Source organism: Streptomyces sp. NPDC002206 (assembly GCF_053593595.1).
The window spans coordinates 735303-756920 of sequence record NZ_JBSFCW010000001.1 but is presented as its reverse complement, the minus strand read 5'-3'; the positions used below and the strand labels follow the sequence as shown (position 1 = coordinate 756920).

20 protein-coding genes are annotated in these 21618 nt (G+C 70.6%); 11 read left to right on the top strand and 9 right to left on the bottom strand.

The window, feature by feature from the left end:
* Positions 1 to 765: a CGNR zinc finger domain-containing protein gene (locus ACWCP8_RS03595; RefSeq protein WP_451114014.1), complete on the top strand. Its 765-nt coding sequence runs from the start codon at positions 1 to 3 to the stop codon at positions 763 to 765.
* Between the two features lie 49 nt (positions 766 to 814).
* A complete protein-coding gene (locus ACWCP8_RS03590) occupies positions 815 to 1216 on the top strand; it encodes a hypothetical protein (RefSeq protein ID WP_451114013.1) in 402 nt (133 codons plus the stop codon).
* Between the two features lies 1 nt (position 1217).
* On the opposite strand, the gene ACWCP8_RS03585 is transcribed toward ACWCP8_RS03590, so the two are convergent.
* From ACWCP8_RS03585 to ACWCP8_RS03575, 3 genes are all read right to left on the bottom strand, one after another.
* Positions 1218 to 2774 (bottom strand): FAD-dependent oxidoreductase, encoded by a 1557-nt coding sequence (locus ACWCP8_RS03585; protein ID WP_451114012.1) that lies wholly within the window; start codon positions 2772 to 2774, stop codon positions 1218 to 1220.
* 248 nt (positions 2775 to 3022) lie between these two features.
* Positions 3023 to 4018, bottom strand: coding sequence for an EamA family transporter RarD (gene rarD / locus ACWCP8_RS03580; RefSeq protein WP_352265761.1), 996 nt, complete (start codon positions 4016 to 4018; stop codon positions 3023 to 3025).
* Between the two features lie 140 nt (positions 4019 to 4158).
* Positions 4159 to 5019: an SDR family oxidoreductase gene (locus ACWCP8_RS03575; protein ID WP_451114011.1), complete on the bottom strand. Its 861-nt coding sequence runs from the start codon at positions 5017 to 5019 to the stop codon at positions 4159 to 4161.
* A gap of 111 nt (positions 5020 to 5130) precedes the next feature.
* Here ACWCP8_RS03575 and ACWCP8_RS03570 point away from each other — a divergent pair, with 111 nt between their 5' ends.
* Entirely contained in the window at positions 5131 to 5520 is a 390-nt protein-coding gene (locus ACWCP8_RS03570) for a winged helix-turn-helix transcriptional regulator (protein WP_267003139.1), read from the top strand.
* Between the two features lie 51 nt (positions 5521 to 5571).
* On the opposite strand, the gene ACWCP8_RS03565 is transcribed toward ACWCP8_RS03570, so the two are convergent.
* From ACWCP8_RS03565 to ACWCP8_RS03540, 6 genes are all read right to left on the bottom strand, one after another.
* Entirely contained in the window at positions 5572 to 7527 is a 1956-nt protein-coding gene (locus ACWCP8_RS03565) for an APC family permease (RefSeq protein WP_352265757.1), read from the bottom strand.
* A gap of 135 nt (positions 7528 to 7662) precedes the next feature.
* Positions 7663 to 8742 carry a 2-oxoacid:ferredoxin oxidoreductase subunit beta gene (locus ACWCP8_RS03560; protein WP_352265755.1) on the bottom strand — a complete coding sequence of 360 codons (1080 nt, stop codon included), beginning with the start codon at positions 8740 to 8742 and terminating at the stop codon, positions 7663 to 7665.
* Positions 8735 to 10708 (bottom strand): 2-oxoacid:acceptor oxidoreductase subunit alpha, encoded by a 1974-nt coding sequence (locus tag ACWCP8_RS03555; RefSeq protein WP_352265753.1) that lies wholly within the window; start codon positions 10706 to 10708, stop codon positions 8735 to 8737. The genes ACWCP8_RS03560 and ACWCP8_RS03555 overlap by 8 nt, the downstream gene beginning before the upstream one ends.
* A 257-nt stretch (positions 10709 to 10965) precedes the next feature.
* Complete coding sequence (locus ACWCP8_RS03550) at positions 10966 to 11625, bottom strand: response regulator transcription factor (protein ID WP_267008002.1); 660 nt, start codon at positions 11623 to 11625, stop codon at positions 10966 to 10968.
* A gap of 258 nt (positions 11626 to 11883) precedes the next feature.
* Complete coding sequence (locus ACWCP8_RS03545; RefSeq protein WP_352265751.1) at positions 11884 to 13239, bottom strand: sensor histidine kinase; 1356 nt, start codon at positions 13237 to 13239, stop codon at positions 11884 to 11886.
* A 154-nt stretch (positions 13240 to 13393) separates the two neighbouring features.
* Complete coding sequence (locus tag ACWCP8_RS03540) at positions 13394 to 14623, bottom strand: sensor histidine kinase (RefSeq protein WP_451114010.1); 1230 nt, start codon at positions 14621 to 14623, stop codon at positions 13394 to 13396.
* A 179-nt stretch (positions 14624 to 14802) separates the two neighbouring features.
* Between ACWCP8_RS03540 and ACWCP8_RS03535 the strand changes: the two genes are divergently transcribed.
* The 8 genes from ACWCP8_RS03535 to ACWCP8_RS03500 are packed head-to-tail and all read left to right on the top strand — an operon-like array spanning position 14803 to position 21611.
* Positions 14803 to 15204, top strand: a complete 402-nt coding sequence (locus ACWCP8_RS03535; protein ID WP_267008001.1) for an NADH-quinone oxidoreductase subunit A — start codon at positions 14803 to 14805, stop codon at positions 15202 to 15204.
* A complete protein-coding gene (locus ACWCP8_RS03530) occupies positions 15195 to 15827 on the top strand; it encodes an NADH-quinone oxidoreductase subunit B (RefSeq protein WP_451114009.1) in 633 nt (210 codons plus the stop codon). The genes ACWCP8_RS03535 and ACWCP8_RS03530 overlap by 10 nt, the downstream gene beginning before the upstream one ends.
* The gene (locus ACWCP8_RS03525; RefSeq protein ID WP_451114008.1) at positions 15824 to 17095 is read left to right on the top strand and encodes an NADH-quinone oxidoreductase subunit C; all 1272 of its coding nucleotides are present in this window, start codon (positions 15824 to 15826) and stop codon (positions 17093 to 17095) included. The genes ACWCP8_RS03530 and ACWCP8_RS03525 overlap by 4 nt, the downstream gene beginning before the upstream one ends.
* Positions 17092 to 18060, top strand: a complete 969-nt coding sequence (locus ACWCP8_RS03520; protein ID WP_352265746.1) for a complex I subunit 1/NuoH family protein — start codon at positions 17092 to 17094, stop codon at positions 18058 to 18060. The genes ACWCP8_RS03525 and ACWCP8_RS03520 overlap by 4 nt, the downstream gene beginning before the upstream one ends.
* On the top strand, positions 18060 to 18662 hold the full coding sequence (locus ACWCP8_RS03515) for a NuoI/complex I 23 kDa subunit family protein (RefSeq protein ID WP_451114007.1): 603 nt from the start codon (positions 18060 to 18062) through the stop codon (positions 18660 to 18662). Before ACWCP8_RS03520 ends, ACWCP8_RS03515 begins: the two co-directional genes overlap by 1 nt.
* A complete protein-coding gene (locus ACWCP8_RS03510) occupies positions 18659 to 19219 on the top strand; it encodes an NADH-quinone oxidoreductase subunit J family protein (RefSeq protein WP_352265742.1) in 561 nt (186 codons plus the stop codon). The genes ACWCP8_RS03515 and ACWCP8_RS03510 overlap by 4 nt, the downstream gene beginning before the upstream one ends.
* Positions 19219 to 19614 (top strand): NADH-quinone oxidoreductase subunit NuoK, encoded by a 396-nt coding sequence (nuoK, locus tag ACWCP8_RS03505; protein ID WP_030926276.1) that lies wholly within the window; start codon positions 19219 to 19221, stop codon positions 19612 to 19614. The genes ACWCP8_RS03510 and nuoK overlap by 1 nt, the downstream gene beginning before the upstream one ends.
* Positions 19611 to 21611 (top strand): NADH-quinone oxidoreductase subunit 5 family protein, encoded by a 2001-nt coding sequence (locus ACWCP8_RS03500; protein ID WP_451114006.1) that lies wholly within the window; start codon positions 19611 to 19613, stop codon positions 21609 to 21611. Before nuoK ends, ACWCP8_RS03500 begins: the two co-directional genes overlap by 4 nt.
* The last annotated feature ends 7 nt before the right edge of the window (positions 21612 to 21618 follow it).

Below are 21618 nucleotides of genomic sequence, written 5' to 3'. Positions count from 1 at the left end.
GTGGCGACCCGGCCGGGGCATAGCCGGAGGAACTGCGCAGAGCAGGAGGCCCGAACCCGCCCGGCGTCCCCCGGCGCCCTGTGCCTGGAGCTGCTCGCCACCGGCGGCCACAGCGGATGTCCGCGGTACGAGGTGCCGCAGACCCCCGCCGATCCGGTGCGGTGGGCGGGGGTGAGCCGGCTGCGGCTCGGCCCGGATCTCTCGGTGAGCGGTGGTGAACTGGCGCGCGCCCATGAACTGCGCGCCTCTCTCAGGAGATTGGCCACTGCCCGGGCGCACGGGACGACGCCCGACGCCGCGGACTTCGAGGTCGTGAACGTGGTGGCGGCCGAACCCCCGCTGGTGCCGCGCATCGCAGTCGGGGCCGGCAAGGAGTGGGCCTCCGGGGCCACGGGCAGCGCACTGCTGTCCACCGTCGCCCGCGACGCGATGGAGTTCTTCGTCGGGCCGTACGCGCGCCGCATCCGTGAATGCGGCGCTCATGACTGCCAGTTGCTGTTCGTCGACACCTCGCGGCCCGGCAGGCGGCGCTGGTGCGTGATGGGGCGGCGCCGTGAGGTACCTTCGCGCAGGTCAGCCAGTGGGGACAACAGCCCCCACTGCCCCCGCCGTCCAGAACAGGCGTCCCGTGACCAACCCGCCCGACAGCAGCCAGTCCATACGGTCCGTCAGGACCTCGACGGCTCGGATCCGTATTCGCCCGGTCCTCGCCGCCGTCCTCCTGGCCGCCCTGCTCACCGCCTGCGGGCCCAGCAGTCCCGGTAGCCACGCTGTACCCACCGGTCCCGCCGGCTCGGGAGTGGTCGACGGCACCGTGCCGAGCCCGACCGACCGCACCGTCTCGGGACTGCGCGACGACACCCGCCACATCACACGGAGGACCACCACGAGCACCCGGCCGCGCATGGTCAAGCGCTGCACGACCCGTGTCAGGAGGGTCAAGCACACCTCCACCAGCGGCACGGGCCGCCGGAAGAGGAGCCGGACCTGGTACACCGACGACTCCTACAAGGACTGCAAGAAGGTCCAGCAGGGCACCATGCGCTACACCCGTGTCGTGCGCCGGGCGCGCTGGTGCGTCGAACTCGACAACGTCGGTGGCAACTCCACCGCGGACGACGTCTGGTACGAGGTCGAGTCGGACGTCTACCGCAAGGCCACTCAGCTCAAGGAGGGCGCCAAGCTGTCCTTCACCCCGCTGCGCAAGGGCTGCTGACTCATGCCGGCCGGTCGAGGTAGTCCACCACGGCCCGGCCGTCCGCGGCCGGAGTGATCAGACCCACGTGGTTGTCGGGCCGGACCAGGACGAGGGTGTCCTCACCCGGCACGATCCCGTACGCCGAGCGGGCATGACCCCCGTCGTCGGCCAGGCCGTCCGTGTTCGCCGGGTCCAGCGCGTACGCCCGCAACGCGTCGCCGTACCTCGCGGCCGCCTCCTGCAGTGCCTCAGCCGTGCCCGCGCCGAAGCCCAGCAGGGTGAAGTGCGGTCCGGCGAATGCCTCGAACAGGCGGATCGGTGCGCCGGTCGCGGTCTTGCGGCAGGGGGCGTCCGGAGCGCGGTCGCCCGCCCGCAGCGGACCGGTGGGGCTCCCGCCCGTACCGTCGTGGGAGAGGGAGCTCCAGCGGTAGCCGCGGCTCAGGCCGGTGGTCTCCGGGGTGGCCGCCGCATCCAGCCCGCCGCCCGGCTTCTTGATCGCTTCGAGTGTCGCCCGCAGCCGCTCGGAGGTGATGTCCAGCGTCCAGGAGGCGACCGGCAGCCGCTCCTCCTCGTATGTGTCGAGCAGGGCCGGTCCTGCCTGGCCGCCGACGACCAGCGCGAGCTTCCAGCCCAGGTTGAACGCGTCCTGGATCCCGGTGTTCATGCCCAGACCGCCCGCCACCGAGTGCACATGCGCGGCGTCGCCGGCCAGGAACGCGCGGCCCACCCGGTAGCGGTCGACCATTCGGACATTGACCCGGTACGTGGACAGCAGGGTGGCGTTCGACAGGTGGGTGGCCGGCAGTCCGGTGTGCCGGGCGAAGAGCCGGCGGAAGCTCTCCAGCGACGGGGGTACGGGTGCTCCCGAGGCGTCGGTCTCGGGTCCCGCCTGGAACCACCAGCCCGACCGCGTACCAGGGATCGGGCACAGCATCACGGCGCCGTCCTCGTCGAACCACTGGTGCCAGTAGCCGCGGTCGAGGCCGTCCACCTCGACGTCGCCGCAGACCATGGCCTGCTCCTCGTTCGTCTCCCCCTCGAACGGGATGCCGAGGAGTTTCCGTACCGCGCTGTGGCCGCCGTCGCAGCCCACCACGTACCGCGCCTCGATGTCCCTGCCGTCAGCGAGCGACGCGGTCACCGAGTCCGGCCCTTCCTTCAACCCCGTTACCTCGGCCGACAGTTCGACCTGCACGCCGTACTCCGCCAGGCGGGTCCGCAGGATCTCCTCCAGCTTCCACTGGGCGATCATCCATGGCCGGTCGTACGGGACGTCGGGTGTCGGGCGCGATGTCGCGAACGGGTCGGCGTCGGCGACCGGCACCCTGTCCCGGTACTTGCGCATGGGCAGCGGCGCCGAGCCGGCGGCCAGGATCTCCTCGACGACGCCGAGATCCGCCAGGACCTCCAGGGAGCGGGGGTTGGGCCCCTTGGCTCGCGAGCTGCGCGGGAACTCGGGGGACTTGTCGATGATCCGTACGGGGATCGAGCGGCGGGCGAGGTCGCAGGCCAGGGTGAGTCCCGTCGGTCCGGCCCCCACGATCAGGACGGCGGCCGTGGGCGGGGATGCGGGCATGGGCACTCCTCGGTTGCGGTTCCGTGGACATCCAGGAAAACGCAACAGAGTTAAAAAAGCAACTGAGTCATGTTTGGTTGTCGATCACGGTCGCCCCGGCGTCGCAGGCGGCGCGTGCCACCGCGCTCGGCGGTGGCACCGATGTGCGGGATGCTACGGCGGGTACGGGCGGCTCGCCCGGAGCCACCCTGGCGGCCTTCCGGACGGCTCTCGTCGTTCGGTGGCGATGGCGACGCCGGGCGCGTTGATCACTGTCCTCGGGCTGCGTACGGCGAAGAGCTCCCGTCGGCCGGAAGCTGGTGCGGAAGACGCTCCGACGGCGGCTGCGCCGACGCCGCAAGCCGCGCCGCCTGCGTCCTCGTCCTCCGCGCCGTCCGGAACGCGTCCCACGTCAGCAGTGTGAGCGCCAGCCACACCAGCGCGAACCCGGCCCACCGCTCCGGCGGCATGGCCTCGTGGAAGTACAGGATGCCGAGGGCGAACTGGAAGACCGGCGCCAGGTACTGAAGGAGGCCCAGCGTCGAGAGCGGTACGCGGATCGCCGCGGCCCCGAACAGGACCAGCGGTGCGGCCGTCACGACACCCGTCGCGGCGAGCAGCGCCGCATGGCCCGCACCCGCGGACACGAACGTCGCGTCGCCCTGCACCCCGAGCCACAGCAGATACCCGAGCGCGGGCACGAACAGCACCGCGGTCTCTGCGCTGAGCGACTCCAGGCCGCCCATGTTGACCTTCTTCTTCACCAGGCCGTACGTCGCGAAGGAGAACGCCAGCGTCAACGAGATCCACGGTGGACGCCCGTATCCGATCGCCAGCACGAGCACCGCCGCGACGCCGGTGCCGACCGCCACCCACTGCACCGGGCGCAGCCGTTCGCCGAGGAGCAGGACGCCCATGGCGATGGTGACCAGCGGGTTGATGAAGTAGCCGAGTGACGCCTCGACGACATGACCGTTGTTGACGGACCAGATGTACAGGCCCCAGTTGACGGTGATGACGGCCGCGGCGACCGCGATGAGGCCCATCTTCTTCGGCTGCCGTACCAGCTCGCCGATCCATGCCCAGCGGCGCAGCGCGAGCAGCGCGATGCCGACGACGGCGAGTGACCAGACCATGCGGTGGGCGAGGATCTCGATCGCCCCGGACGGCTTCAGCAGCGGCCAGAAGAGCGGGACGAGGCCCCACAGGCCATACGCGCCGAAGCCGGACAGCAATCCCGCCCGCTGTTCATTTGTCCCCGCCACGGGCCCTCCCGGCATCCTCCGCGTCAGCCATTCGGCTGCACCGTCAACTGCACGACGGTAACGCCATGAGGGCCCGGTGTCATACCCGTATTGCGATACGGTCATGACGCCGGGCCCGAGCCGGTCCGGAGGAGTACGCCCTACGCGGCGGCGACCGCGCCGGCCACCGTCTCGGCGAGCGGCGTCGTCGGGCGGCCGATCAGGCGGGCCAGGTCACCGTTGGCCCCGGCGAGCAGTCCGCGCGCGATCGCCTCGTCGACGTCGACCAGGATTGCCGCGAACCCCTCGGGCAGGCCGGCGCCGACCAGGATCTCCTGGTGCACGGCGGCGGGGACGTTGTTGTACGCGATCTCCTTGCCGGTGGCCTTCGACACCTCGGCCGCGTACTCGGCGAACGACCAGGCGACATCGCCGCTCAGCTCGTAGGCCTTGCCGAGGTGACTCTCGCCGGTCAGTACGGCGGCCGCCGCGGCTGCGTAGTCGGCGCGCGTGGCGGAGGCGACCCGGCCCTCGCCCGCGTTGGAGACGACGGCGCCGTGCGCCAGGGCCGGGGCGAGGTTCGCCGTGTAGTTCTCGGTGTACCAGCCGTTGCGCAGGAAGGTGTGGGGCAGGCCCGAGTCGAGGATCAGCTGCTCGGTGACCTTGTGCTCGGCGGCCAGCTGGAAGTCGGCATCGGGGCCGCCCAGCACGCCGGTGTACGCGAGCTGCGCGACGCCCGCCGCCTTGGCCGCGTCGATGACGGCGGTGTGCTGCGGTACGCGCTTGCCGACCTCGCTGCCTGAGATGAGCAGGACCCGGTCCCCGGCTTCGAAGGTGTCGGTGAGGCTCTCGGGCCGGTCGTAGTCGGCGATCCGCAGCTCGACGCCGCGGGCGGCCAGGCCGGCGGCCTTCTCCTTGTCGCGGACGACAGCGGCGATCTCGCTCGCGGGCACGGTGGTCAGCAGCTCGTCGACGACGAGACGGCCGAGCTGTCCGGTGGCTCCGGTGACGACGATGCTCATGGGGGGGTTTCTCCTCTTTGGATGCTCTGGTCCTCGTTCGGGCTCTCTGTCACTCACCCTAGGGGCAGCACTAACCAGAGGAAAGTACCCACTCTGAAGTAAGGTACTGGTATGAGCGTAAGTAAGGTGCCGGATGTGAACCGGCAGATGTGCCCCTCCCGGCTGGTGCTCGAACACGTCACCAGCCGCTGGGGCGTCCTCGTCCTCGCCGCCCTGCTGGAGCGCTCGTACCGGTTCAGCGAACTGCGCCGCGAGGTCGGCGGCGTCAGCGAGAAGATGCTGGCCCAGACCCTCCAGACGCTGGAGCGCGACGGATTTGTGCACCGGGACGCCAAGCCGGTGATCCCGCCGCGGGTGGACTACTCGCTCACCGGGCTGGGCAAGGAGGCCGCCGAGCAGGTGTGGGGGCTGGCGCGCTGGACCGAGCGGCGCCTCGACGCCGTGCACGCGGCCCGCGAGACGTACGACGCGCGGAAGGCGACGCAGGACCAGCCGGGCTGAGGCGGCTCGGGGGCAGTCGGAGTCAGTCGGGCCCCGGTGGGCAGGTGGCGCTCAGTCGGGTTGAGGGGCCCGCCCCTCCGCCAGCGTCCGCAGCGCGCGCGAGACGTCGAACGGCAGGATCGTCACCGCCACGTGCGGCAGCTGCTCCAGCGCGATGGCCATCGCCTCGCCGGTGCCCCGGTGCAGGATCTTCCCGAGCGCGTTGGAGTACAGCCGCCGCGGCACGAGCACCGTCAGCGAGGTCTCCCCGTCCGCCGTGGTCCGGGTCGCGAGCTCCTTCATCGCGTGACGCAGCCGCCGGTCCGGGCACGCCACCAGCTCCAGCGACACGGACGTCGCGGCCGTCGCCTCCCACCGGGCGGCCAGCCGCCTGCCGTGCGCCTCGTCGATCGAGAAGTGCACCGCCCGGATCTCGTCCGGGCGCAGCTCATGGGCGTACCGCAGCGCCTTCAGCGTCGCCAGATCGAGCGTGTCGACGAGGACGAAGACCAGATGGCGCCGGACCCGCGGCCGGTCGGCGCCCGGCGCCTGGATGCTCTGCAGCGCGGCGGCCTCACGCCGGTACTCGCGGTTGATCCGCATCAGCGCCCAGACGCCGAGCGGAAAGACCACCACGACCAGCCACGCGCCCTCGGTGAACTTGGTGACCGCGAAGATCAGCACCACGGCGGCCGAGATGACCGCGGCCAGCCCGTTGACCACGATCTTCACCCTGCGGTACGGCTCGCGGCGGCGCAGGTGGTACGCGGTGAGGCCGGACCCGGCCATGGTGAACGCGGTGAACACACCGATCGCGTACAGCGCCACCAGCCTGTCCACGCTGGCGCCGGTGGCCAGCAGCAGCGCCAGCGAGACGACGGTCAGCGCGATGATCCCGTTGGAGAAGGCCAGCCGGTGCCCGCGCCGGGTCAGCACCCGCGGCAGGAACCGGTCCGCGGCCACGAAGCTGGCGAGGAACGGGAAGCCGGTGAACGGCGTGTTGGCGCCCGTATAGAGGACCAGCGCGGTCGCGAGCTGTACGAAAATCAGCCCGACCGTCCCCAATGGCCCGCTGCCGAAGGCGAGATGGGCCTCCTGCGCGATGACGGTCGGCGTGCCGTCGGTGTACGGGACGGCGTGCGTGAAGTGCGCCAGGGTGGAGACGCCGAGGACGAGGACGCCGAGCACACAGCTCATGGTGATGAGCGTGCGGCGGGCGTTGCGGCCCTGCGGCTCGCGGAACGCGGAGATGCCGTTGGAGATCGCTTCGAGTCCGGTGAGCGATGAGCCGCCGTTGGCGAAGGACCGCAGCACGATGAAGAGCGAGGCGCCGTAGAGCCAGCCATTGCCCGGCGTGCCCAGCGGCACCACCCCCGGCGCGTGCAGATCGGCGTGCGGCAGCCCGCCCGTCAGCCCGCGCGCACCGGCGACGACCAGTACCAGACCGACCGCGGCCATGAAGAGATAAGCGGGCAGTGCGAAGGTCCGGCCCGCCTCGCGGATGCCACGCAGATTCCCGTACGCGAGCAGCACGATCACCGCTACGGAGACCGGCAGCTGCAGATGGTCCAGGCCGGTCCAGCCGCCCCCGATCAGATGGGCGAGCGAGATGAGGGCGTTCGTACCGGCCGACACCTGGACGGCGACGGTCACGATGTAGTCGACCAGCAGCGCCACGGAGGCGATCTGCGCGATGTTCGGCCCGAAGTTCTCCCGGGCGACGACGTACGAACCGCCCGCCCTGGTGTAGATCATGACGACATCGCTGTAACAGAGCGTCAGGAGCAGCAGGACGAGCAGGATCGCGCCGGTCACCGGCATGAGCAGGGTGAAGGCCGCCGCGCCGACGACGGGCACGAGGACCCGCAGCATCTCCTCGGAGCCGTACGCGGACGAACTGATGCAGTCGGAGGCGAGCACCCCGAGCGCCGTCCGGTTGCTCAGTTTCTCGTCGCTGATGCGCTCGGTGGTGAGGGGCTTGCCGAGCAGATGCCGTTTGATGCGGTACGCGGGACGGTCCAGGGCCATGGGCACATGAGAACGGGTACCGGGCCGGGAGCGGTGAAGACTCCCCGGTCCGGCACCCGTACGGTGTGCCCGTCCGTGTCCCAGGGCCTCTCTTTCGGACCCTGCCGGCTCGCGGGCCGATCCGAGAGCAAGGCCCTACCCGACGACCGTCCAGTTGTCGTTGCCGGCGAGCAGCGCGGCCAGGTCGCCCTTGCCGATCTGCTCGACCGCGGTGTCGAGCTGCTCGGCCATCTGCGTGTCGTAGACCGGGCGCTCCACGCTGCGCAGCACCCCGATCGGGGTCTGGTGCAGGGTGTCGGGGTCGGCGAGCCGGGACAGCGCGAACGCCGTGGTGGGGCTGGCGGCGTGCGCGTCGTGGATCAGGACCTGCGACTCGTTCTCCGCGGTGACCTCGACGACCTTGAGGTCACCGGTGGCCGGGTCGCGTACGACACCCTTGGACTGCCCGGTACCGAAGCGGATCGGCTGCCCGTGCTCCAGCCGGATCACGGCGTTCTCGGCCTGGTCCTTGTCCTTGAGGACCTCGAACGCGCCGTCGTTGAAGATGTTGCAGTTCTGGTAGATCTCCACCAGTGCCGTACCGGGGTGGGCCGCCGCCTCGCGCAGCACGCTGGTGAGGTGCTTGCGGTCGGAGTCCACGGTGCGGGCGACGAACGACGCCTCCGCGCCGAGGGCCAGCGACACCGGGTTGAAGGGGGCGTCGAGCGAGCCCATCGGCGTCGACTTGGTGATCTTGCCGACCTCGCTCGTCGGCGAGTACTGGCCCTTGGTGAGCCCGTAGATCCGGTTGTTGAACAGCAGGATCTTCAGGTTCACATTGCGGCGCAGCGCGTGGATCAGGTGGTTGCCGCCGATGGAAAGCGCGTCGCCGTCACCCGTGACGACCCAGACGGACAGGTCGCGGCGGGACGAGGCCAGGCCGGTGGCGATGGCCGGGGCACGGCCGTGGATCGAGTGCATCCCGTACGTGTTCATGTAGTACGGGAACCGGGAGGAGCAGCCGATGCCGGAGACGAAGACGATGTTCTCCTTCGCCAGACCGAGCTCGGGCATGAAGCCCTGCACGGCGGCGAGAACCGCGTAGTCACCGCAACCGGGGCACCAGCGCACTTCCTGATCGGACTTGAAGTCCTTCATGGACTGCCTGGCATCGGCCTTTGGCACCAGCTGGAGTGCCGGGAGACCGGTGGGGAGTGCCTCGTCGGTGTTAGGCATCGATGGCCTCCTTGAGAGCTGTGGCGAGCTGCTCGGCCTTGAACGGCATGCCGTTGACCTGGTTGTAACTGTGGGCGTCGACCAGATACTTCGCCCGGACGAGCGCAGCCAGCTGGCCGAGGTTCATCTCCGGGACGACCACCTTGTCGTAACGCTTCAACACCTCGCCGAGATTCCTCGGGAAGGGGTTGAGGTGGCGCAGATGGGCCTGGGCGATCGGATGCCCGCCCGCGCGCAGCCGGCGGACGGCGGCGGTGATCGGGCCGTATGTGGAGCCCCAGCCCAGGACCAGGGTCCGGGCGCCGGCCGGGTCGTCGACCTCCAGGTCGGGGACCTCGATGCCGTCGACCTTCGCCTGGCGGGTGCGGACCATGAAGTCGTGGTTCGCCGGGTCGTACGAGATGTTGCCGGTGCCGTCCTGCTTCTCGATGCCGCCGATGCGGTGTTCGAGACCGGGGGTACCGGGGACGGCCCACGGGCGGGCCAGGGTGTGCTGGTCGCGCTTGTACGGCCAGAACACCTCGGTGCCATCGGCCAGCTCATGGTTGGGCCCGGTGGCGAACTGCACGCGCAGATCCGGAAGTTCGTCGATGTCCGGGATCCGCCACGGCTCGGAGCCGTTGGCGAGATAGCCGTCCGAGAGCAGGAAGACCGGTGTGCGGTACGTCAGCGCGATCCGGGCCGCGTCGATCGCGGCGTCGAAGCAGTCGGCCGGGGTCCGCGGCGCCACGATCGGCACGGGGGCCTCGCCGTTGCGCCCGTACATCGCCTGGAGCAGGTCGGCCTGCTCGGTCTTGGTCGGCAGGCCGGTGGACGGGCCACCGCGCTGGATGTCGATGACGAGCAGCGGCAGTTCGAGCGAGACGGCGAGACCGATGGTCTCCGACTTCAGGGCCACACCGGGCCCGGACGTCGTCGTCACGGCGAGCGAGCCGCCGAACGCCGCGCCGAGCGCGGCACCGATGCCCGCGATCTCGTCCTCCGCCTGGAAGGTGCGGACGCCGAAGTTCTTGTGCTTGCTGAGCTCGTGCAGGATGTCGGAGGCCGGGGTGATCGGGTACGAGCCCAGGTAGAGCGGCAGATCCGCCTGCCGGCTCGCGGCGATCAGCCCGTACGACAGGGCGAGGTTCCCGGAGATGTTCCGGTACGTACCGGTGGGGAAGGTGTGCGAGGCGGGCGCCACCTCGTAGCTGACCGCGAAGTCCTCGGTCGTCTCACCGAAATTCCAGCCCGCCCGGAACGCGGCCACGTTCGCCTCGGCGATCTGCGGCTTCTTGGCGAACTTCGTCCGCAGGAACGCCTCGGTGCCGTCGGTCGGCCGGTGGTACATCCAGGAGAGCAGCCCGAGCGCGAACATGTTCTTCGAGCGCTCGGCCTCCTTGCGGGAGAGCCCGAACTCCTTCAGCGCCTCGATCGTCAGCGTCGTCAGCGGCACCGGATGGACGTTGTACGCCTGCAGCGAGCCGTCCTCCAGCGGACTGGTCTCGTAGCCCACCTTTGCCATCGGGCGTTTGGTGAACTCATCCGTGTTGACGATGATTTCGGCACCGCGCGGCACATCGCCGATGTTCGCCTTCAGCGCCGCGGGGTTCATTGCGACCAGCACGTTCGGGGCGTCGCCCGGCGTGAGGATGTCATGGTCGGCGAAGTGCAACTGGAACGACGAGACGCCCGGCAGGGTGCCTGCGGGGGCCCGGATCTCGGCCGGGAAGTTCGGCAGCGTCGACAGGTCGTTCCCGAACGACGCCGTCTCCGAGGTGAACCGGTCACCTGTGAGCTGCATACCGTCTCCGGAGTCACCCGCGAAGCGAATGATCACCCGGTCCAGGCGGCGGATCTCTTTCTCGCCGGCGCCCGGTTTTGTGGGCTGGGGGGCTCGCTGCTCCCCGAGAACAGCCTCACTGGCCTGATCGGCGTCGTTGGCCTCATCGGCCTGGTCGGCTGGGCTACTGACCTGGCTGGTCACTGAACTGGACCTCCCTCGGGGCGGCGGCTCGGGACCGTCCGGCCCGCCGGCGGTCCCAAGGCCCACCCTACGTCGGTAAGGGTCGCCTTCCCCGGACCGGTCACATGGTGGACGCCACTATGAGACGCCTTTTCGTGCCGCTTTGCCATATTTCGCGAACCCCCTGGGCTGTCCGTCGGCGTGGCCGGGCGCCCGCAGGCGCCTATTCCGCGGCCCGGGCATGATTATCGGCCATTATCTGACAGGGTGTCAGGTAATCAGGAGTTGAGGTAGGTCAGGACGGCCAGCACCCGTCGGTGATCCCCCTCACTGGGCGACAGGCCGAGCTTCAGGAAGATGTTGCTGACGTGCTTCTCCACCGCGCCGTCGCTCACTACCAGCTGCTTCGCGACCGCCGAGTTGGTCCGCCCCTCCGCCATCAGACCGAGCACCTCGCGCTCGCGCGGCGTCAGCCCGGCCAGGACGTCCTGCTTACGGCTCCGGCCCAGCAGCTGAGCCACAACTTCAGGGTCCAGCGCCGTGCCGCCCTGCGCCACCCGGACCACGGCGTCCACGAACTCACGGACCTCCGCCACCCGGTCCTTCAGCAGATAGCCCACACCGCGGCTGCTGCCGGCCAGCAACTCGGTGGCGTACTGCTCCTCGACATACTGCGAAAGGACCAGGACCCCGATGCCGGGGTACTCCTTGCGCAGCCGCACCGCCGCCCGCACGCCCTCATCGGTGTGGGTCGGCGGCATCCGCACATCAGCGACGACCACATCGGGCAGCTCGCCCTGCTCGGCAAGATCGCCCACGGTCTTGATCAGAGCCTCGGCGTCCCCCACCCCCGCGACGACGTCGTGCCCGAGATCGGTCAGCAATCGGGTGAGCCCCTCCCGGAGCAGTACCGAATCCTCGGCAATGACTACTCGCACCCTGTCCTCCGCCACGACGCCCTGTCCCCCTGTTGTTGTCCGTCGGCCCGCGGCCGACCCGGTGCCCCCAGCATTCCAGCATCGGTCCGCGGACGGGGGCTGTGAGGGACGCTCGTGTGCGGGCGGGGGACGTGACGGAGGCGCCCGGACGGGATCCGGGCGCCGCACGACGATTCGTACCTGCGTATAGATGTGCTGCGCGAGATGTGTTGCGCGACAATGTTCCTGTGTGACGCGCTCTCCGTGAGGTGCTCCGCCTCAGCCACGCCAGGGGAGCTCGGCCGTGACCCTTGTCGGGCCGCCCACCGGGGAATCGACGACAAGGACGCCGTCGACCGCCCCCAGCCGCTCGGCCAGACCGGCGAGACCGCTGCCCGCCGACAGATCCGCCCCGCCCCGCCCGTTGTCGGTGACCTGGAGCAGCAGCCGGTCGGCCGTACGCCACACATCGACCGTCGCACGCGTCGCCTGCGCGTGCTTGCTGACGTTCTGCAGCAGTTCGGACACGGAGAAGTAGGCGATGCCCTCGATGGCCTGCGCGGGCCGGGACGCCAGGTCCACCTCGACCGTCACCGGGACGGTGCAGCGGGAGGCGATGGCGGAGAGCGCGGCGTCCAGGCCGCGGTCGGTGAGGACGGCCGGGTGGATGCCGCGGGCGAGATCGCGGAGCTCCTGGAGGGCGACCTTCACCTCGCCGTGCGCCTCGTCGACCATGCGGGCGGCCGCCTCCGGGTCCTCGGTGAGCTTCTCCTTCGCCAGACCCAGTCCCATGGCCAGGGCGACGAGGCGGGCCTGGGCGCCGTCATGCAGATCGCGCTCGATACGCCGCAGGTCGGCGGCGGCCGTGTCCACGACCACCCCGCGGTCCGACTCCAGCTCGACGACGCGCGACGCCAGCCGCGACGGCCCGAGCAGCCCGTACACCATCACCCGGTCCACGGACGCCAGACCGCGGATGATCCACGGGGTGAGGAGGACGAGAACCAGACCGAACGCGCTGGTCGCGGTCAGCTCGAACGACGAGTCGAGATAGACGTTGTGCGTGGCGTCGCCGTACAGCTGTACGCCGTCGCCTCCCACGTACGCAGGGAACACCCACTGCCACAGCGGATACGTGAACGCCGCCCACCCGTACGCCCAGAACGTCAACGACACGGTGAAGGCGAAGACCGCCCACGGGAAGTGCAGCAGCGCATAGAGCAGATGCCGCCAGGACACCCCGCTCTTCAGGACCGCCCCCACCCACGACATCAGGCCGCCCGTCCTGCCGCGCACCGGCGCCGGCTCCGCCACCTCCAGCTTCAGCAGCCCCCGCGCCCGGGCCCGCTCCATCACGCCGAAGCCGCGGCACATCGCCAGACCGAGGGCGAGGACCGGGATGCCGAGGAAGGTGATCAGCAGGCCCGCGCCCAGCGAGGTCATGGTGATCGCGAAGCTGAAGAGCACCACACTGATCGGCAGGCTCAGCAGCAGATAGCTGAACTCGCGCCAGGTCCTCGCCTCCAGCGGCGCGCGCAGCACCGCCGGGAAGAAGTGCTTCACCGGGGGGTTGTTCCCGGGGCCGGCGCCGGACCGCTGATGGTCCCGAGTGTCCGGTCCGTATGCCGTGGCCATGGGTGCCGTCCGTTTCTTCTTTCGGCGGTGGTCTTGTCCGGTACAGCCCGTACAGCGGCTGATACATCAAGGGTGCTGTTCTGCGGGACGAGGCACCATGAGGCCGGTATCCCTCTTCGACCGGGGGTTTTCCCCACCCCCCGCCTCTGGGTGGCTAACGGCGCTCAGCGGTGCCCGCGCCGTCCCGACCCCGGTCCCGGTCCGGGCCCCGCCGCTGGTCCCGGTCCCGCCAGGGCAGCTCCGCGGTGACCGTCGTCGGCCCGCCGGCCGGGGAGTCGAGGACGAACAGCCCGTCGACCGCTCCCAGTCGCTCCGCCAGCCCCGACATCCCCGTACCGCCGTCCATCCGCGCCCCGCCCCGGCCGTCGTCGCTGACCCGGATCAGCAGCCGCTCCGCCGACCGCCAGACCTCGACGGACGCCAAGCGCGCCCCGCTGTGTTTGCTCACGTTCTGCAGCAGCTCGGAGACGGTGAAATAGGCGATGCCCTCGATCGCCTCCGCCGGGCGCCCCGGCAGGTCCACCTCGACCGTCACCGGGACGGTGCAGCGGGAGGCGATGGCGGAGAGCGCGGCGTCCAGGCCGCGGTCGGTGAGGACGGCCGGGTGGATGCCGCGGGCGAGATCGCGGAGCTCCTGGAGGGCGACCTTCACCTCGCCGTGCGCCTCGTCGACCATGCGGGCGGCCGCCTCCGGGTCCTCGGTGAGCTTCTCCTTCGCCAGGCCGAGTCCCATGGCCAGGGCGACGAGGCGGGCCTGGGCGCCGTCATGCAGGTCGCGCTCGATACGCCGCAGGTCGGCGGCGGCCGTGTCCACGACCACCCCGCGGTCGGACTCCAGCTCGGCGATCCGGCGCTCCAGCTCGTCCGACGGCGAGAGCAGCCCGCGCGCCATCGCCCGGTCCGCATTGGTGAGCAGACGCGCGGTGAAGGGCAGCACGGGCCACAGAACGAACAGACTCACCGACGTCACCGTGAACGTGAGCACGCCCCAGGGCAGCCGGATGAACGAGTACAGCACCGCGCGCCAGCCCACCGGATCCTTGAGACTCGACCACAGCCACGGAAAGAAGCCCTGGTCATGACGGGCCAGCGCCACCGAGCTCGGCTCGTCGATCCGTATCCCGAGCAGCCCCCGGGCCCGGCCCCGCTCGGCCCGGCCGAGCAGCCGCGCACCCTGCAGCCCGGCGGCCAGCAGCGGCAGACCGATCACCGTGACCGAAAGCCCCACACCGACACCGATCATGAACACTGTGTAAACAAACCCGGCGAGCGCCATCGGCAGGTTGGACAGGAGATAGGAGATCTCCTTCCATGTCCACGGATCGAGGGCGAAGCGGGCGGGCGGCAGTCGGTCGCCGTCGGGCACCGGGGGGCTCATGGTCATGCGCCCAGCCTGCCGGGCCGGACCTGCGCACGCCATGGGGTTCATGGGTGGGGTGAAGTAGGGATAACCCCACCTCTTGCCCGACGCGGCTGCTTACCGTCTCTTTAGCAGGGCCTAGACTCCCGTGCGTACAGATCGTCGAACAGGTATGAGGGAGCGGAGGGGCGGACGTGGCCTACGTGGCGGACCTGCCGGAATCGACCGTTCTCGCGTCGGACTACTTCGACAGCTACTCGGTGGTCGGACTGCTCGCGCTGATCGGGGTGTTGTTCGTGGCCGTGGCCTTCGGGGCCGGCCGACTGCTGCGCCCCGTGGTCCCGACACCGGAAAAGCTCCTCACGTACGAGTGCGGCGTGGACCCCGTGGGTGAAGGATGGGCACATACCCAGGTCCGTTATTACGTCTATGCCTTCCTGTACGTGATCTTCGCCGTCGACTCGATCTTCCTGTTTCCATGGGCGACCGTATTCGCCGCGCCCGGATACGGCGCGACGACGCTGGTGGAAATGTTCATCTTCCTCGGTTTCCTGGCCGTGGGACTGCTCTACGCATGGAAGAAGGGCGTCCTCGAATGGACGTGACGAGCCCGCAGACCCCCGAGCCGCAGCCCCGGCCCGAAACGACCCTGCTGCTGGAGCCGAAGCGGCTCGGCGTGCTGTCCCGGCTCGCGCCGGAGCCGATGAAGGTGGTCCTCAACTGGGGGCGTCGCTACAGCCTCTGGGTCTTCAACTTCGGCCTCGCCTGCTGTGCCATCGAATTCATCGCCGCGTCCATGGCCCGGCACGACTTCATCCGGCTCGGTGTGATCCCGTTCGCCCCCGGCCCCCGCCAGGCCGACCTCATGATCGTTTCCGGCACGGTGACGGACAAGATGGCTCCGGCCGTCAAGCGGCTGTACGAGCAGATGCCCGAGCCCAAGTACGTCATCTCCTTCGGCGCCTGCTCGAACTGCGGCGGCCCGTACTGGGACTCGTACTCCGTGACGAAGGGCGTCGACCAGATCATCCCCGTCGACGTCTACGTACCGGGCTGCCCGCCCCGGCCGGAGGCCCTGCTCCAGGGCATCCTCAAGCTCCAGGAGAAGATCGCCCGCGAGTCGCTGGGCGAGCGGTACGCGACGGGCGGCGGCAGCCGGCCCTCCACCGCCGCGCTGCGCAGCGGCCTGGTCGCCGCCCCGCCCGCACCGGGGGAGGACCGGAAGTGACCAGCACTCCCGCCGCCGATGCGTACGACAGCCTGCCGGATGCCGTCACCGAACTCTTCGGCGAGGACGCCACGGCGGAGCACGCGTACGAGCTGCTGACCGTCGACGTCCCGGCCGCCGCCTGGATCGCTGCCCTCGAGACGGCCCGCGACCGGCTGGGCTGCACCTACTTCGACTGGCTGAGCGCCGTCGACGAACCGGGCACCGGATTCCGCGTCTGCGCCCACGTCGCCGCCCCGGCACACGGCAGGGTCCGCCGACTCCTGATCCGTACGACCGTTCCGCACGACGCTGCCGTCCTTCCCACGGCCGTCGGCGTCTACTCGGGCGCCGCCTGGCACGAGCGCGAGACGCACGAGATGTTCGGCATCGGCTTCGAAGGCCACCCGCATCTGGTGCCGCTGCTGCTGCCCGAAGGCTTCGAGGGCCACCCGCTACGCAAGGACTTCGTGCTGGCGGCCCGGGTCGCCAAGGCCTGGCCGGGCGCCAAGGAGCCGGGCGAATCCGAACACGGCGGACCGAAGCGACGCACGATGCTGCCGCCGGGCGTCCCCGACCCGAACGAATGGGGCCCCCTCAAGGGCCAGCTCCCACCCGCCCCGACCCGCCCGGCCCGCACCGCCAGAGCCGCGGGCGACCGCCCGGTGCGCCGCGCCCGCAGCGTGAGCGAGGGCTCGGCGAGTCAGCAGCCGGAGGCGGCGGCACCGGCCGCGAGCACGGAAGCCACACCCCCGACCGCGACCCCGCGCCGCACCCGCAGTGCGTCCCAGGGCTCGGCGAGCCAGCAGGGGGAAACGGCGATGCCCGAGCCCGGAGCGACGGAGCCCGGAGCGACGGAACCGGGAGCGACGGAACCGGGAGCGACGGAGCCGGCATCGGCATCGGCGGAACCGGCGCCCCGCGGCACGGACGCGCCCTGGCACAACGCCCGCCCGGCCTTCGAGGAGACCCCGGAAGAGGGCTCCTCTCAGAGTGTCGGCAAGACGAGTGTCGGCAAGACCGAGGAGCCGGGTGCCTCTCAGCCCCTCCGGCAACCGAGGAGCGGGAGCCCCGGGGCGGAGCCCCCGGTCCGGGAAGGTGCGGGCAGGGGAGAGGCCCCGCGCAGCGGCCCCGCCACCGACGCCACGGGCACCTCGGACGAGCCCGCGCCTCCGGCGCAGCCCGACACCCCTGACCAGCCCGACACCCCGGATCAGCCGGACACCCCGAACCCGGACCCCGTATCCGAGCCGACCCCCAACCCCCCCGCCGGAGGCGATACCGCGTGAACGACGTACTCGACGTCGCCCTCCGGCTCGTCATCGTCTTCGGGGTGTTCATGGTCGTCCCACTCGTCGTGGGCCAGACCGAGCACAAGGTGATGGCCCACATGCAGGGCCGCCTCGGCCCCATGTACGCAGGTGGCTTCCACGGCTGGGCCCAGCTCGTCGCCGACGGTGTGAAGTTCGCCCAGAAGGAAGACATCGTCCCGGCCGACGCCGACCGCCGCATCTTCCAGCTCGCGCCGGCCGTCGCCCTCCTCCCGTACCTCCTGGTGCTCGTCGCCATCCCGATCGGCCCGAGCGAGGGCGCGGTCGGCCAGGTGGTCGACGCGGGCATCTTCTTCGTGCTCGCCGTCATGGGCGTGGGAGTGCTCGGTTCGCTGATGGCCGGCTGGGCATCGGCGAACAAGTTCTCCCTCCTCGGCGGCCTCCGCACCGCCGCCCAGCTCCTCGCGTACGAACTGCCGATGCTGCTCGCCGCGGCATCCGTCGCGATGGCGGCCGGCACCGTCTCCCTCCCCGGCATCGTCAATGCCTTCGAGTGGTGGTGGCTGCCCTGGCAGATCGTCGGCGCCCTGGTCTTCTTCGTGGCCGGACTCGCCGAACTGCAGCGCCCGCCGTTCGACATGCCGATCGCCGACTCGGAGATCATCTTCGGGGCGTACACCGAGTACACCGGTCTGCGGTTCGCACTGTTCCTGCTCGCCGAGTACGCGGGCATCGTCGTCCTCTGCGGATTGACCACCGTCCTCTTCCTCGGCGGCTGGCACGGACCGCTCGGCGCCGACGGACTCGGCTGGGTCTGGACGCTCCTCAAGACCGCGGTCCTCGCTTTCGTCGTCATCTGGCTGCGGGTGAGCTACCCCCGCCTCCGCGAGGACCAGCTGCAGAAGCTCGCCTGGACCACACTCATCCCGCTCGCTCTCGCGCAGATCGCGCTCACCGGCATCGTGAAGGTGGCGATCAGCTAATGTCTCCGATCCCCGGCTCAGGCCTGGCCAAGGGCCTGGCCGTCACCCTGCGGACGATGACGAAGAAGACGGTCACCGCGCAGTACCCGGACGTCCAGCCCGAACTCCCGCCCCGCTCCCGCGGTGTCATCGGGCTGTTCGAGGAGAACTGCACGGTCTGCATGCTGTGCGCCCGTGAGTGCCCGGACTGGTGCATCTACATCGACTCCCACAAGGAGACGGTGCCCGCTGCCGTCCCGGGCGGCCGCGAGCGCAGCCGCAATGTCCTCGACCGCTTCGCGATCGACTTCGCTCTCTGTATGTACTGCGGTATCTGCATCGAGGTCTGTCCCTTCGACGCGCTGTTCTGGTCGCCGGAGTTCGAGTACGCGGAGACGGACATCCACGACCTCACCCATGAGCGGGACAAGCTCCGCGAATGGATGTGGACGGTGCCCGAACCGCCCGCGCTCGACCCGGGGGCGGAGGACCCGAAGGAGATCACCGCCGCCCGCAAGACGGCGGAGAAACTCGAGGCCCAGCGCGCCCAGGAGGCCGAGCAGGCCAAGGAAGCAGCCCAGCCGTCCCAGCAGGCCCAGGAAGAGGAAGAGGGGGAGGAGTGACACTCGCAGCCACCGCGGCCACGGCCCACCCCGGCTTCCTCTCCCCGACCGGCATCGAGATCGCCTTCGTCCTGGTCGGCATCGCCACCCTCGGAGCGGCCCTCATCACCGTCACGACCAAGCAGCTGGTCCATGCCGCCCTCTGGCTGGTCGTCGCGCTCGGTGGCCTCGCCGTCGAGTACCTCCTGCTCACCGCCGAGTTCATCGCCTGGGTGCAGGTGCTGATCTACGTCGGTTCCGTCGTCGTCCTCCTTCTCTTCGGGCTGATGCTCACCAAGGCCCCCATCGGTCCCTCGCCGGACGCCGACTCCGGCAACCGCTGGGCGGCCCTCGGCGTGGCGGTCGCCGCCGCGGCGGCCCTCGTGTGGGTCGTCGTCGACGCCTTCCGCGCCACCTGGATAGACCTGGACGGACCGGCCCACGGGTCCACCGAGGCGACCGGAGCCTTCCTCTTCCGGCACTGGGTCCTGCCCTTCGAAGCACTCTCCGTCCTGCTGCTCGCCGCCCTCGTCGGCGCGATCGTCCTGTCCCGCAAGCGCAGTAAGGAGCAGAGCTGATGCACCTCGCCTACCCCGCCGTGCTCGCCGCCCTCCTCTTCTGCACCGGGCTGTACGGAGTCCTCGCACGTCGCAACGCGATCCTGGTCCTGATGTCCGTCGAGCTGATGCTCAACGCCGTCAACCTCAACCTGGTCGCCTTCGATGTCTGGCTCCGCGACGCCCTGCATTCCGGCCAGGCCCTCACCCTTTTCACCATCGCCATCGCGGCGGCGGAGATCGGCATCGGCCTGGCGATCGTCCTCGCCGTCTACCGCAACCGAGGCAGCTCGGACGTCGACCGCCTCCGCGACACCGCCGAAACCGACGCCGCCGAAGCCCTCCCCGGCGACAGCACCGAAGACCAGGCCACTGCTCCGGCAGGGAAGGCAAAGAAGGCAGAGGCCACCGCGTGACCACCACGACCCTCGCCGTCCTCGTCCCCCTCCTCCCGTTCCTCGGCGCCGCAGCCGGCCTGCTCCTCGGCCGCACCGCCCCCGGCTACGTACGCCCCCTCGCCGTCCTCCCCACCCTCGGCGCGGCCGTACTCGCCGTCGTCGTCGCCGCACGCCAGGGCGGCGGCCCGGCCATCGACGCTGCGACCCGGCTCACCCCCACCGGCTCGGTCCCGATCGACCTCGCCCTCCACCTCGACGGCTTCGCGGTCCTCGTCGCCGTCCTGGTCGGGCTCGTCGCGACCTGCGTGCAGATCTACTCGACCGGCTACCTGCGCGACGACCCCCGCTACCCCTCGTACGCGGCCCTCGTCTCCCTGTTCACCGCGGCGATGCTGCTCGTCGTCTACTCCGGCGACCTGATGGTGCTGATGGTCGGCTGGGAGATCATGGGCATCTGCTCGTACTTCCTCGTCGGCCACTACTGGGAGACACCCGAAGCGCGCGCCGCCTCCCTCAAGGCCTTCCTGGTCACCAAGCTCGGCGACGTCCCCTTCCTGATCGGCCTGTTCGCGCTCGCCGCCGACACCGGCACCTTCCGGATCACCGGCATCCTCGGCGCCGTCGCCAACGGCGGCCTGGACCATCCCACCGTCATCGCCCTGCTGCTTCTCGCAGGCGTCGCCGGTAAGTCCGCGCAGTTCCCCCTGCACACCTGGCTGCCCGACGCGATGGCCGGCCCGACCCCCGTCTCCGCGCTGATCCACGCGGCGACGATGGTCGCCGCCGGCATCTACTTCGTGGCCCGGCTCCTCCCCGTCTTCGCCGAATCCGGTGCCGCCCTCGTCGTCCTCGCCGTCATGGCGGCGGTCACGATGATCGGATCAGGGCTCGCAGCGCTCGCCCAGGACGACATCAAACGCGTCCTCGCGTACTCGACGATCGGCCAGCTCGGCTACATGTCCGGTGCCCTGGCCGTCGGCGACCGCGGGGCCGCCGTCTTCCACCTCCTCTCGCACGGCGCGTTCAAGGCCGTCCTCTTCCTCGCGGCGGGCGTCGTCATCCACGCCGCCGGGACCAACTCGCTGACCGCCATGTCCCGCATGGGCGGACTGGCCAAGCGCATCCCGGACGCCTACTGGACGATGACCGTCGCCCTCCTCGCGCTCGCCGCCATCCCGCCGTTCGCCGGCTTCTTCTCCAAGGAAGCCGTCCTGGTCGCCGCCGAACACACCGCGTTCGGCGACCGGCACGTCGCTCCGGCCGCCGCCGGCTGGACCGTCCTCGTCGCCGGACTGCTCGCCGCCGTCCTCACCGCCGCATACGCCACCCGCCTCTGGCTCCTCGCCTTCCGCGGCCGCGGCGCCGAGGTCCCCGACCACGGCAGGCAGCCCGTCGCGATGACCGCCGTCCTCTGGGTCCTCGCCATCCCCACCATCGCCTTCGGACTGACCGTCGGCGTGATCACCGACTGGTTCGACGGCCACAGCCTCACCCCGACCGTGACCACCGCCGTCCTCTCCACCGGCGTCGCCCTCGTCGGCGGCCTCGTCACCTACGCCGCCTGGCGCCACACCACGGCCCTCGCCGCCCGCACCCCCGTCGGCGCCGTCGTCGCCCACCCCGACGCCGAACCCGCACTCGTCGAGGCCGAGGCCATGACCCACCACACCGCCGGCTACGGCGACACCCCGGGCACCCCCGACCCGGCCGACCCGGGCCGGCTGCTGCTCGGCCCGCTCCACCGCCACGCCGCCACCGGCTTCCACCTGGACGCCCTCTACACGAAACTGTTCGTCCGCCCCGTCCAGGCCGCGGCCAGCCTCGTCCGCTTCCTGGACCGGGAGGTCGTCGACACGTACGTACGCGGCTCCGGCACCGGCGCACGCCTGCTCGGCACCGCCGTCCGCCGCGCCCAGACCGGCAATGTGCAGACCTACCTCAGCGCACTGCTCGCCGGTTCCCTTGTCCTGGCGATCGCCGCCGTCGTTTTTGCCACCGTCAACGCCGGGTCGTGAGCCGTGA